Annotated in this window: 12 protein-coding genes and 3 pseudogenes; 6 read left to right on the top strand and 9 right to left on the bottom strand. The window is 67.9% G+C overall.

What is annotated here, in order from left to right; genetic code table 11:
* From A5681_RS17675 to A5681_RS17655, 5 genes are all read left to right on the top strand, one after another.
* Positions 1-525: acyl-CoA dehydrogenase family protein (locus A5681_RS17675; RefSeq protein WP_269454963.1), on the top strand; the 525-nt coding region annotated here is incomplete at its 5' end.
* The gene (locus A5681_RS17670; protein WP_067277680.1) at positions 522-1,619 is read left to right on the top strand and encodes an acyl-CoA dehydrogenase family protein; all 1,098 of its coding nucleotides are present in this window, start codon (positions 522-524) and stop codon (positions 1,617-1,619) included. The genes A5681_RS17675 and A5681_RS17670, both read left to right, overlap by 4 nt.
* Positions 1,616-2,773: an acyl-CoA dehydrogenase family protein gene (locus A5681_RS17665; protein WP_197498635.1), complete on the top strand. Its 1,158-nt coding sequence runs from the start codon at positions 1,616-1,618 to the stop codon at positions 2,771-2,773. Before A5681_RS17670 ends, A5681_RS17665 begins: the two co-directional genes overlap by 4 nt.
* The gene (locus A5681_RS17660; RefSeq protein ID WP_067277677.1) at positions 2,770-3,705 is read left to right on the top strand and encodes an acyl-CoA dehydrogenase family protein; all 936 of its coding nucleotides are present in this window, start codon (positions 2,770-2,772) and stop codon (positions 3,703-3,705) included. The genes A5681_RS17665 and A5681_RS17660 overlap by 4 nt, the downstream gene beginning before the upstream one ends.
* Entirely contained in the window at positions 3,702-5,198 is a 1,497-nt protein-coding gene (locus A5681_RS17655; RefSeq protein ID WP_067277670.1) for a class I adenylate-forming enzyme family protein, read from the top strand. Before A5681_RS17660 ends, A5681_RS17655 begins: the two co-directional genes overlap by 4 nt.
* 10 nt (positions 5,199-5,208) lie before the next feature.
* Here the strand turns inward: A5681_RS17655 and A5681_RS17650 are convergent, their stop codons facing one another.
* From A5681_RS17650 to A5681_RS17610, 9 genes and pseudogenes are all read right to left on the bottom strand, one after another.
* The gene (locus A5681_RS17650) at positions 5,209-5,628 is read right to left on the bottom strand and encodes a hypothetical protein (RefSeq protein ID WP_419866335.1); all 420 of its coding nucleotides are present in this window, start codon (positions 5,626-5,628) and stop codon (positions 5,209-5,211) included.
* 80 nt (positions 5,629-5,708) lie between these two features.
* The gene (locus A5681_RS17645; RefSeq protein ID WP_067277667.1) at positions 5,709-6,254 is read right to left on the bottom strand and encodes a carboxymuconolactone decarboxylase family protein; all 546 of its coding nucleotides are present in this window, start codon (positions 6,252-6,254) and stop codon (positions 5,709-5,711) included.
* A 7-nt stretch (positions 6,255-6,261) separates the two neighbouring features.
* Complete coding sequence (locus tag A5681_RS17640) at positions 6,262-7,107, bottom strand: TauD/TfdA dioxygenase family protein (RefSeq protein WP_067277650.1); 846 nt, start codon at positions 7,105-7,107, stop codon at positions 6,262-6,264.
* Between the two features lie 34 nt (positions 7,108-7,141).
* Complete coding sequence (locus A5681_RS17635; RefSeq protein ID WP_067277647.1) at positions 7,142-7,477, bottom strand: hypothetical protein; 336 nt, start codon at positions 7,475-7,477, stop codon at positions 7,142-7,144.
* A 4-nt stretch (positions 7,478-7,481) separates the two neighbouring features.
* On the bottom strand, positions 7,482-8,750 hold the full coding sequence (locus A5681_RS17630) for an aromatic ring-hydroxylating oxygenase subunit alpha (protein WP_067277645.1): 1,269 nt from the start codon (positions 8,748-8,750) through the stop codon (positions 7,482-7,484).
* A 19-nt stretch (positions 8,751-8,769) separates the two neighbouring features.
* Positions 8,770-9,513: an SDR family NAD(P)-dependent oxidoreductase gene (locus tag A5681_RS17625; RefSeq protein ID WP_067277692.1), complete on the bottom strand. Its 744-nt coding sequence runs from the start codon at positions 9,511-9,513 to the stop codon at positions 8,770-8,772.
* An 11-nt stretch (positions 9,514-9,524) separates the two neighbouring features.
* Positions 9,525-9,797, bottom strand: a pseudogene (locus tag A5681_RS17620) (2Fe-2S iron-sulfur cluster-binding protein); the annotation flags it as partial.
* A 122-nt stretch (positions 9,798-9,919) separates the two neighbouring features.
* Positions 9,920-10,372 carry a MarR family winged helix-turn-helix transcriptional regulator gene (locus A5681_RS17615; protein WP_067277637.1) on the bottom strand — a complete coding sequence of 151 codons (453 nt, stop codon included), beginning with the start codon at positions 10,370-10,372 and terminating at the stop codon, positions 9,920-9,922.
* Positions 10,356-11,207, bottom strand: a pseudogene (locus A5681_RS17610) (metal-dependent hydrolase family protein); the annotation flags it as partial. The gene A5681_RS17615 and the pseudogene A5681_RS17610, both read right to left, overlap by 17 nt.
* Between A5681_RS17610 and A5681_RS17605 the strand changes: the two are divergent.
* Positions 11,181-11,657 (top strand): annotated as a pseudogene (locus tag A5681_RS17605) (amidohydrolase family protein); the annotation flags it as partial. The pseudogenes A5681_RS17610 and A5681_RS17605 overlap by 27 nt on opposite strands.

Raw genomic sequence — 11,657 nt, 5'->3', positions numbered from 1 at the left:
GACCCCGCGCAGCCGCTGGCCGACGTCGAGGTCGACGCCGAGCCGTTGGTCACCGCACCGGTCGACACCGAGCGCGCGTTGACCGCGCCGTTGGTGGCCGCGGCGGCCGACCTCGTCGGCACGGCGAGCGCCGCCTTGAACCGGGCCGTCGAACACGCGAAGACGCGCCGCCAGTTCGGCACGCCGATCGGCGCGTTCCAGGGCATCAAGCACGCGCTGGCCGACAACTACGTCGGATTGGAGCGCGCCCGCAGTCTCACCTACGCCGCGGCCGCCCGGCTGGACGACCCGACCACGACGCCCGCGGAGGCGTGGACCACCGCGGCGCTCGCCAAAGCGGCGGCCGGCGATGCGGCCACCAACTGCGCGCGGACCGCGGTGCAGGTGCACGGCGCGCTCGGGCAGACCTGGGAGCACGACGCCCACCTCTACGTCCGGCGCGCCTGGCAGGCCGCAGCGATGCTGGGCGACAGCCGCGCCCTTTACCACGAGGTGGGCCGGCGTTTCGCGGGAGGCGCGGCATGAGCGCGGTCGTCGACGAGTTCGGCGCCTGGTTGACCGACTTTCTGCCCAACGACTACTACGACAACTACCGCGAATACCGCTGGGACCTGACCCTGCGGCGCGACTACCAACGAGCCGCCTTCGAAGCCGGATGGATTCAGCCGACCTGGCCTAAAGAACACGGCGGTCGGTCGCTGGGCTTGCGCGACGCGATGGAGGTCAGGCTCGAGGCGGCGATGCGCTCCGCGCCCAAGCTGCCGAACATCGCGGGGCCCAACGTCGCCGCGCCCGGCATCCGTCAGTTCGGCACCCCGGCCCAGATCGAGCGGTTGCTCGTCCCGCTCCTGCGCGGCGACGAGTGGTGGGCGCTGGGCATGTCCGAGCCGGAGGCCGGGTCGGATTTCGCCGGCCTGCGCACCCGCGCCGAACGCGATGGGGACAGCTTCCGGGTCAACGGGCACAAGATCTGGACCACCCAAGCGCATGAATCACGGTGGTGCACCCTGTATGCCCGCACCGACCCGGAGGCGCCGAAACACCGCGGGATCTCCTGCCTGATCCTCGATCTGCACTCGCCGGGGGTGCGGATCGAACCCATCCGGATGGCATCGATCTCCGACGAGACGTTCTGCGAGGTCTTCCTCGACGACGTCGAGGTGCAGGCGGACAACCTGCTGGGCCCACTGCACGGCGGGTGGAACGTGGCCCTGTCGTCGCTGCACCACGAACGCCAGATGATCTGGATCATGAACTGGGTCGAGATCAAGCGCGGGCTCGAGTCGGTGCGCAGGGCGCAACCGACCGCGGACATCTGCGCGGAGCTCGGCTCCTTGCTCGCCGACGCCGAGGCGTTGCGCGCCACCGGATACCGCGCCCTGGGCAACGAACTGGCCGGACGGCCCAGCCCCGAGGCCGACACCATGAAGCTGCTCGGATCCGTTACCTTGCAGCGCGTTTGGGAGCTCGCCGCGGCCGCCGAGGGCACGCAATCGCTGAGCGACCCGGATCTGCTCTTCGAACGCCAGGATGCGCTCGCCGCGACCATCTACGGCGGGACATCGGAGGTCCAGCGCAACATCATCGCCGAGCGGGTGCTCGGGCTGCCGAAGGGATGACGACGATGGATTACGACCTCGGCGACGACGCCGCAGAACTGCGGAATCACCTGCGCGAGCTGGTGGCGAACCATATTCCCGCCGACTTCCTGGGCGCCTGCACGGAGAACCCCCGGGACCTGGCCACCACCGAGACGTTCTGCAAACTGCTGGCGGCCGAGGGGCTGCTGGCGCTGGCCTGGCCGAAAGAGCATGGCGGCGGCGGTGGTTCGGTCTGGCAGCAGACCGTGCTGCGCGAGGAGATGTGGGCCCAGCACGAGCCCCGCGGTCCCCAGTACATGGGCATCAACTGGGTCGGCCCCGCGCTGATGCGCTATGGGACCGCCGAACAGAACGCCAAGCACCTGGCCGCCATCGCCGCCGGCGACGTGATCTGGTGCCAGGGCTTCTCCGAGCCGGAAGCCGGTACCGACCTCGCCTCGTTGCGCACCCGCGCCGTGCCGGACGGGGATGGTTGGCGCATCACCGGCCAGAAGGTGTGGACGTCCTATGCGTTGATGGCATCCTGGTGCGTGCTGGCCGCATGCACCGACCCCGAGGCGCCAAAGCCGAAGCGGCTCACCCTCTTTCTGATTCCGATGGACCGTCCCGGCTTCACCGTCCGGCCGATCGGGTCGATGCTGGGACCGCATCACCTCAACGAGATGTTCCTCGACGATGTGCAGGCGTTTCCCGGCGATGTCCTCGGCGAGGTCGGTGACGGTTGGCGGGTCATGCGCGAGGCTCTGGCGTTCGAGCGCGTCGGCATCGCCCGCTACGCACGCTGCGAATCATTGCTCGACCGGATGAGCAGGCAGCTCGGGGACGACTGGTCCGCGCTGCCCGAGTCGCTCCGCTCCCGCTGGGTTCGGGCGCTCGTCGATCTACGGGTGGCCCGGTTACTGGCCTACCGGGCGGTGTCGTTGCAGGACGATCCGGCGGCGGGAGCCGCGGCGAGTGCCGCCCGCATCGCCACGACGACGTGCGACCAGCAGGTCGCCGAACTGCTCTTCGACGTGCTGGGCCCGATAGCGCTGGACAGTGGCAGCGGCGCCGCGCTGCACGGGGCGATCGAAGACCATTGGCGGTACGCCCAGGCCGCCACCGTGGCGTCGGGCACCATCGAAGTGCAGAAGATGTTGGTGGCCCGCGACGTGTTGGGAGAGCACCGGTGAAAACTGATCTGCCGCAAGACATCAGCGATTTCGCCGCCGTCGCGGCCAAGCGGCTCGGCCGGCTGGGCGGGCCGCAGGCCGCGTTGCGCGCCGAGACCGACGACGGCGTCCGGGACGCCGCGCGCGCGGCCCTCAGCGAGGTCGGCGCGTTCGAGCTCGATGTGCGGTCGGCGCCCGACGACCTGCTGGCCGCCGCCGTGCTCTGCCGGGCCGCCGGCGCAATGGTGTTGCCCTATCCCCTCGTCGAGGAGTTGCTCGCGATCGACGGCGCCCGCCTTGCCCTGGTCAGCCCCGAGGCGCCACGCATCGACCACGGCGACCTACCGGGTGACTGGATCGCCGCCGACTTGGACGGCAACCGCTACCACCCGCGGCCGGCGTCGCGGACCAGCGCCAAACTCGGCCCGTTCCTCGTGCCCGCTTCCCTCGGCGCACCCGATGGGACCGTCCCGGCCGACGACGTTAATCTTCATCTCGTGCTGGGATCATGGCGGATTCTGGGGGCGGTTCAGCAGGCGCTCCAGATCGTCACCGATCATGTGCGCGCCCGCGTGCAGTTCGGTAAGCCGCTGGCGGATTTCCAGGCCGTCAGGTTCGCCGTCGCGGAGGCCGCGGTGGCCGTGCGCGGGCTGCACGAGTTGGCCAAATACACCGTCTGCCGGCCGGAGTCGCTACCGCTGCAGGTCCGCTCGGCGGACGCACTCGTGCTGCGGCTCAAGGCGTCCGACACCGCGCGTCAGGTGCTGCGCACCTCCCATCAGCTGCTCGGCGCGTTGGGTTTCTGCGACGAGTCCGACGTCAGCGTGCTCGACCGGCACACCCAGCCGCTGATCCGCTTGCCGCTGGGCGCCGACGCCCTCGCGTTGCGACTGATTCCCGGCGTACCGGACGGCTCCCTGGAGACGCTGTTCAGCGGGCCGGTATCGGCGTGACTGAGCCCGCGGCGGCCGACGTGGCGGCCAATCCCTTGGCGGACGGAATCCCGTTCGGTGTCAAGCTTTCCGAGCTCGCCGAGCAGCGCGGCGGTGACCCGGGGGTCACCATCGTCGCCCTCGACGGGACCACGCAGTCGCTTACGTTCGGCGAGCTCGAGGCCCGTGCCAACCAGTGGGGACGCGCGCTTGCCGCCAGCGGCGCCGAGACGGGTTCGCTTGTCGCGCTGGCGATCCCGAACTCGGTTTATCTGGTGCTGGCCACGCTGGGCTGCTGGAAGATCGGCGCCGTTCCCGTTCCCATGCACTGGGACCTGCCCGAATGGGAGCGCGACCGGGTGCGCGAGGTGATCGACCCCACCGTCGTCGTCGACGAGACGAGCCAGTGGCTGCTGGAGACCCAGGCGGCCGCCGAGTCGGCCGAACCCCTCCCCGAGGCCGTCTCCCCGAACGTCAACGGCATCTGCAGCAGCGGTTCGACCGGCATCCCGAAAGTGATCCTCAGCCTGGCACCCTCGCTGTGGACCCCTCAACACGGCGAGCCGTTCCTGTCGAACTGGGCGCCGGTCGCTCAACCGCAGACCATCATGGTGCCCGCGCCGATGTACCACACCAACGGCTTCGCCACCTTCTTCTTCCTGCTGGCGGGTGATCACCTGGTGATACTCGAAAAGTTCGACGCCGCGCTGGCTTTGGATGTCATCGAACGCTTCCGGATCACCAACTTCACGGCCACGCCAACCATGCTGGCGCGCATCGCCACCCGGCCCGACGTCCGGCAGCGCGACCTGTCCAGCATCGTGTTCATCCTGCAGGGCGCCGCGGTGATGCCTCCGTCACTCATGCACACCTGGTTCGAGCTGCTGAGCCCGCAGCAGATCGTGTCGGCGTACGGGATGACCGAGAACCTCGGGCTCACCGCGTTGCGGGGCGACGAGTGGCTCGCTCATCCCGGCAGCGTCGGCCGTGGTTTCCGGGAGACCGAGATCCGGATCCTCGACGCCGGAACCAGACAGCTCGGCCCCGGCGAGCACGGCGAGATCTACCTGCGCGCGCCGATGAGCGCAGGATCGCGGTACGTGGGCGGCGCCGCCCCCCTCCCGTCGACCGAGGACGGCTTCCGCTCCGCGGGCGACATCGGGTACCTGGACGAGGACGGCTACCTCTACATCGTCGACCGCCGAGTCGACATGATCGTCACCGGAGGCGCGAATGTGTTTCCGGCGGAAGTGGAGTCGGCATTGGCGGGCCATCCCGACATCGCCGACGTGGTCGTCATCGGCCTGGCCGACGCGCAGTGGGGACGCCGGGTGCATGCGGTGGTGCAACCCGCCGACGGCGCGGTGCTCACCGAAGAGCAGGTGATCGAGTATGCGAAGAGCCGACTCGCTCACTACAAGGCGCCCAAGACCGTCGAGTTCGTCGACTCGATCCCCCGCACCGCGGCTACCAAGGTCAACCGCTCGGCCATGATCGAGGCCCGGGGCGGTTGAAGGCGGAAAGTCAGCCTACGGCCGTGATCCCGGCGTTCGATATCGTGAAGCCGCGACCCGAGGTCACGGTGCACGTCACGCCGTCCGTCTCGGACCGGCAGCTGAACGGCCCGGCCCCAGCCGTGTTTCCGTAGCCGAGGCTGGGTGTGCCTTCGGGCGGGTTGGCCAGACAACCCTCACCACTGCACCGTGACAGGACGCCCGCGGCATCCATCGTCACCGACTGCGGCGGGGAGATGCTGAAGCAGAACGCTTCGTCGGGGATACCGCGGCGCTGGTAATCGATCTCGCAGCTGATGTTGCGGGATGGGGATAGGAAGGTGACGTAGTTGTCCGGTTCGGCGCTGGCCGGCGGGGCGAACGTCGACAGGACCACGGCACCGGTGCAGCCCAACGCGGTGGCCGCGGCGGTCAACCCTTTTCTCAACACACGCCAACCCTGCCATAGCGGGGTCCGCCGTGGGCGATTCTCGTCTCGCCTTCGGCGCGTGTCCACGAAAGCTTGAACGCTCAGGACTGTTCGTTCTGCACACCAAGGGTGTTGACGGCCAACGCCAGCAGCAGGTAACCGCCGATGGTGAAGACCAGGTCCATGCGTTGCTGGTCGCTGAACACCCGGCCCAACTCGTCCCACGTGGGCTGGGTGATGGTGTGGTGCTCGATCAGCTCGTCGACGGCGCCAGCGACCATTCCGTCCACGCCGTCGGTGGCCGCGCCGGATCTGATCGCGCTGATGTCCTGTGCAGTCAAGCCGGCTCGCTCGGCGATCGGAACGTGGTGATCCCAGAGGTATTCGCACTCGCTGCGCGACACCACCCGCAGTAGCGCGACCTCTCGAACCCGGGGCGACAGTGTCGAGTCCCGCAACAGATAGGCGTTGAACGGTAGATACGCGCGGGTGAGATCCGGGTGGCGCACCAGGGTCGCCAGGACGTTGCCCGCGCCCCCGGGATTGGCTCGCTCCGCGGGGATCAATGAGGCCAGCGACGCCCGGGCACGATCGTCCCACTCCCCGGCCGGCAACGGCGTCAGACGAACTGGGCGCGCTTCGGTCATGGCGCCCCTATTGGATCGGTTCGTCGCCGAGGACGGTCGTGCGCAGCATCTCGCGCGGCGAGGCGGGGTCGTAGGGGGCCGCGCGGTGCAACACGCCACGGTTGTCCCAGATGACGGTGTCCCCCACTGACCATTGGTGGCTGTACACCTTCTCGGCCACGGTGGCGCGGTCGAGCAGCTGCTGAAGCAGGGCCCGGCCCTCGTCGAGATCCATCCCCACCACATAATCCGCCGAGGCGCCCAACACCAGCGATTTACGGCCGGTGCGGTGCGTCCAGACCAGCGGGTGCTCATGGGTGCGCCGAGACCGCCAGCGAGCCACCTGCTCCGGGCTGGCGTCGGGGTGGGCGCGGCGTTGAGAGGCCTCCAGCGAATGCACGACGCGCAGCGAGCCGAAGCGTTCCTTCTCTTCGTCGGTCAGCTCCTCGTAGGCGGCATAAGAGCTGGCAAATTCCGTTTCCCCGCCCCATTCGGCGACCTGCACGGCCGACAGCACGGTGGCCTTCTGGGGGCACTCGTCGCCGAGCGGCGTGCAACCATCGATGTGCCAGTCGAACGTGGCCTTCAAGATTGCCGCCGAGGAGTTCTTGGCCGGGTTCAGCGAGATCGGGTAGATGCCCGCGACCGGGTGATGGCCGTCGGCGGAATGGTCGACCTCGCCCAGCAGCCGACAGAAGTCGACCTGGACCTCCGGGGCGAGGTGCAGGCCACGGAAGACCAGAACGCCGTTGTCCTCCAACGCATCCAGGACCGCCTGACCGACCGGGTCGCCGGGCGCCAGGCGGGCCGGATCCAGTCCGGTGACTTCCGCGCCGACGGACGCGGTGAGCTTGTTGATGGTAAGCAGACTCATGGCCTGTCCTTCCTGATGAAAGTGCGCCGTGTCCTCAGGGCACCGGCTCGACCGTGCGGATCATCACCGCGTCGGCGGCACTGACGGGCGCGGGTTGGTGCATGATCTCCACCGCCATCGCGACCATGATCAACGAATAGATCATGTGCAGCAGGTTCAGCGCGTCGTCGGGCAGATTGTCGAGCGGAAACTTGTCGCAGTAGTCGATCGCCTCTTCGAGTCGCGGGAAGAACGCGTCGTAGAACTCGTGCATCTCGGGCATCGTGCTGGTGATCCGGGCGTTCCAGCGTTCGGTCTCGGTGGCCAGACACCACCGCTGGGCGTATTTTTCCAATTCGGCGAATGCGCTGGGCAGCATGGCATCTGACATCGGCTCACACCCCTGCCGGTTCCATGGCGCGTTCGCGTTGGTAGGCCGCGACCCAGTCGACGACGACCTTGTGCAGGTGGCGTACCAGGATTTCTTGGTCGTTGAGCGGGAACTCGTCGACGATGCCGTACTCCAGCGCGGCCTGGGTGCCGCCGAGCATCCCCGCGTCCTGCAGGGCGAACTCCTTGAGCACCACAGCCGCCACCTCGTGCTCGATCCGCTCGCGCACACTGCCGGCGGGGTGGAAGTATGTATACGCCTCGAAGCGGTGCGTGTTGTGCGAGGTGGGCCAGTACCGGTACAGCAGATACCAGCCGCCGTAGATCAAGATCTCGATGTTGGGGAAGATCTGGAAATTGCTGATGCCCCAGGGCTCGATGCCGCCGGGGTTGAGGCCAGGGGGCAGGGGGCCGAGATCCGGTGTGCGCCAGGGTCCGACGAGTCCGCTCTGGGTGGCCCGCTCGATCGGGTACATGTACTCCGGGGGCAGCAACCAGCGCCGACGCCCGGCGGTCGACACCAGCCGATGCGGACCGTCGAGCTGGAAATGCCCACAGGTGAATCCGGCGTTGGGGTCGCGCACGTCCGGGGGCACTTGTTGCGGATGCAGGGAAGGTACGTGGTAATACTCCTGGAACGCGTCGGCGAAGATCTTCCAGTTGCTGTTGTTGTGCGCCACCCACTCGTAGCGTTCGGTCAATTTGTCGAAGGGGTATCCGTCGAGACCCGTGACCATGGGCCCGAGGAACTCTCGCAGGGTCTGGCGTGGTTCGGGGTCGAAGTTGATGAACACGAACCCGTTCCAGACGTCACAGGGCAGGGGCCGCAGCCCGTACTCCGACCGGTCGAGGTCGAAGAATTCGCCTTCCTGCTGCACGAATTTCAAGGCGCCCTCGAGGTCGTAGCGCCATCCGTGATACTTGCAGGTGAATTGGCGGCAGGTGCCTCGCGTTTCCTGATGGGGAAAGTCGTTCCACACCAGCTTGTTTCCCCGGTGCCGGCAGACGTTGTAGAAGGCGCGGATGCGCTCGTCTCGCCCCTTCACCACGATGACCGACGTGCCGACCACCTCGAGCTCTTTGGTGAGATAGCTACCCGCGCGGGGCAGCTCCTCGACCCGCGCGACGTTCAGCCAGGCACGTTTGAAGATCGCCTCGCGTTCGAGTGCGTAGAACTCCGGCGACGTGGAGTCGCTGAACGACACCGGACCGGTGCCCAGGTCGGGATAGTGTTCGGTCCAGGAACCCTCCGCGGGCCGTCCCGATCGCGTCATCTGTACCTCCTGATCGCCGTCACATCACCGCTCCGCCGTTGACGCCCAGCACCTGCCCGGTGATGAAACGTGCCTCCTCCGAGCACAGGAACCCCACCGCCGCGGCAATGTCCGCCCCCGTGCCCAGGTAGCCCAGCGGGATGTTGGCCGCGATCTGCTCGTTGGAGGGCAGATAGCCGGCGGCCTGACCCTGGTGCTGCATCGGCGTTTCGATCCCCGACGGGGGGACATTGTTGACCGTGATCCCGTGCGAGGCATATTCGCGCGCCAGCGATTTGGTCAAGGTGATCACCCCGCCCTTGGAAGCCGCGTAGTGGGCGGCGAACGGTGAACCTCGCTGAGCGCTCGATGACGAGATCATCACGATCCTGCCCCAGCCGGCGTCGACCATGTCGGGCAGCGCGATCTGGCAGCAATGAAACGTGCCGGTCAGATTGACGTCGATGATCCGCGCCCACGATTCGGCGGTGATGTCGGCAAAGGCGGAGTAAGCGAACTGCCCGGCACTGGTCACCAACACCGTGACCGCACCCAGCTCGCTACGCACCTTGGCGAAAGCCTGCTCCAACGCCGGCCGGTCGGTGACATCGGCGCGGACGCCGATCGCGGTGACGCCGTCGCCGCGCAGGTCGTCGGTAACGCGTTGCGCGGCTTGCTCGTTGACGTCGAGGACCGCGACCTTGTGCCCGCGCCGGCCCAGCTCGTGGCAGGTGGCCTCGCCCATGCCCGAGGCGCCGCCCGTCACCACGGCCACCCGGCTCATCGACTCTCCGTTCACTCGTACACCACGTGCACCGTGCGACTGGTCGGCAACGCCTGGCAGGTCAGCACCCAGCCCTCGTCGACCTCGTCCTCGTCCAGCGCGTCGTTGTTGAGCATCCGGGCGCTTCCGTGCGTCAGGCGCGCCATACACGTTGCGCAGGAACCGGTTTCGCACGACGACGGCGCGGCCAAACCCGCCATGCGGGCGGTCTGCAACAAGGTGTCGCCCGCACTGTAGGCCACCGTGGTGGTGCGCCGGTCCAGCACTATGGTCACTTCCTCGGTCACGACCTCGTCGCTGTTGCGCGGCCCCGCCCCGGCTGCCGCAGTGGGTTCTGACATCTCCCCGACAATATCAACTACTTGGCATCAATATCAAGTACTAGAGATACCGGGGGGCCTTCATGTCAGTCCTCGACGTGGTCGTTGAAAAGCTCATGGCCGGTGCCCTTTTCGACAACACGGCCCAACAGTTCACGCAGCGTCTGCTGCTCCTGCTTGCTGAGGACGCCGAACACCTCCTCGTGAGCGGCGATCGCGTCGTTGACGACGGTCGCCGCGACGTTGCGGCCCTCCACCGTGAGATAGGCCTGCAGGATCCGGCCGTGCTGGGGGTCGCGTTTTCGTTCCACCAGGCCGCGGCGTTCCAGGGCGGTCAGCGCGAGCTGAACCCCTTGGGGGCTGATCAGGAGCCGCCGGGCCAGGTCGGCGCCCGAAAGGCCGGGCTCGTTGGCGAGTTGGCGCAACACGCCGATCTGGGCGGTGCTGACGCCGTGCACGCGCATCGCGTCGTTGATGGTGGTCAGCGAGTAATAGAACGCCTGCTTGAGCAGCCACAGGATGTTATCGGTGAGTTCCATCGCCGCCTCCTTGCTTGAAGATCTCGCCGCCCTTCATGACGAACGACACCTCGAGTGTGGCGTCGATGTCCCGGGAGGGATCGCCGGGCACCGCGATGATGTCGGCGAGGTAACCGGGGGCCAGCCGGCCGAGCTCGCCGTCGGCGTCGATGAGTTCCGCGGCCACCACGGTGGCCGCCCGGATCGCCTGCATCGGCGTCATGCCGCGGCTCACCAGCGCGCCCAGCTCCTTGGCGTTCTGGCCGTGCGGGATCGCCGGCGCGTCGGTGCCGCACGCGATCCGCACGCCGGCGGCGATCGCCTTGGGCAGCATGGCTTTCGCCCGCGGGAACACTTCTTCGGCTTTCTTGCGCAGCTCCGGTGCGATCCGATCGATCGCCATCGCCTCGGTCAGGTACGTGGTGGAGACCAGGAAGGTGCCGTGGTCGACCATCATCTGGATCGTCTCGTCGCTGGCCAGGAACCCGTGTTCGATGCAGTCGATCCCCGCACGGATGCATGCCTGGATCGCGCTGTCGCCGACGGCGTGCGCGGCCACCCGCACCCCGGCCCGGTGGGCTTCGTCGGCGATCGCGACGAACTCGGCGTCGGAGTATTGCTGGGCACCCGGGGCGGTGCTGTGGGACATGACTCCGCCCGACGCCGACACCTTGATCAGCTTCGCGCCGTGACGGATCTGATAACGGACACAGGCGATCACGTCGGGGACGCCGTTGGCGATCCCTTCCGCTATCGAAAGCGGCATGATGCCGGGCGCGAGCCGTTGGAACACCGTCGGGTCCAGGTGCCCGCCGTAGGGGGTGACGGCGTGACCGGCGGGATAGATGCGGGGGCCGACGTCGTCGACGGCCAGGTTCGTTCGCCGGCGCTCGTGGTGGTCGAGGGTGAGCGCATCGTCGCCGTCAATCCCGAAGGCGGCGTGCCGGATTCGGCCACCGTCATCGACCTGGGCGACGTCACGCTGCTGCCGGGCCTGATGGACATGGAACTCAACCTGCTGATCGGCGGGCCCGGCGGACCCGAAGGTTTGCCATCACCGATGCACGGCGTCCAAGACGACCCGGCCTATCGCACCCTGCGTGGTGCGGTCAATGCCCGCACCACGCTGGAGGCGGGCTTCACCACCGTGCGGAACCTGGGCCTGATGGTCAAGACCGGTGGCTACCTGCTCGACGTTGCGCTGCAGCGCGCCATCGACCAGGGCTGGCACGTCGGCCCCCGCATCTATCCCGCCGGTCACGCCGTCACCCCCTACGGCGGGCACCTGGACCCGACGGTGTTCCAA

It is taken from the genome of Mycobacterium scrofulaceum, assembly GCF_001667885.1.
Taxonomy (GTDB): Bacteria; Actinomycetota; Actinomycetes; order Mycobacteriales; family Mycobacteriaceae; genus Mycobacterium; species Mycobacterium scrofulaceum_C.
This window is presented reverse-complemented; position numbering and strand designations above follow the sequence as displayed.

Coding starts and splice junctions, on each gene's coding strand:
- A5681_RS17635 (WP_067277647.1), bottom strand. CDS start 7,477: ATGTCAGATGCCATGCTGCCCAGCGCATTCGCCGAATTGGAAAAATAC.
- A5681_RS17615 (WP_067277637.1), bottom strand. CDS start 10,372: ATGGAACTCACCGATAACATCCTGTGGCTGCTCAAGCAGGCGTTCTAT.
- A5681_RS17640 (WP_067277650.1), bottom strand. CDS start 7,107: ATGAGTCTGCTTACCATCAACAAGCTCACCGCGTCCGTCGGCGCGGAA.
- A5681_RS17670 (WP_067277680.1), top strand. CDS start 522: ATGAGCGCGGTCGTCGACGAGTTCGGCGCCTGGTTGACCGACTTTCTG.
- A5681_RS17625 (WP_067277692.1), bottom strand. CDS start 9,513: ATGAGCCGGGTGGCCGTGGTGACGGGCGGCGCCTCGGGCATGGGCGAG.
- A5681_RS17645 (WP_067277667.1), bottom strand. CDS start 6,254: ATGACCGAAGCGCGCCCAGTTCGTCTGACGCCGTTGCCGGCCGGGGAG.
- A5681_RS17665 (WP_197498635.1), top strand. CDS start 1,616: ATGACGACGATGGATTACGACCTCGGCGACGACGCCGCAGAACTGCGG.
- A5681_RS17630 (WP_067277645.1), bottom strand. CDS start 8,750: ATGACGCGATCGGGACGGCCCGCGGAGGGTTCCTGGACCGAACACTAT.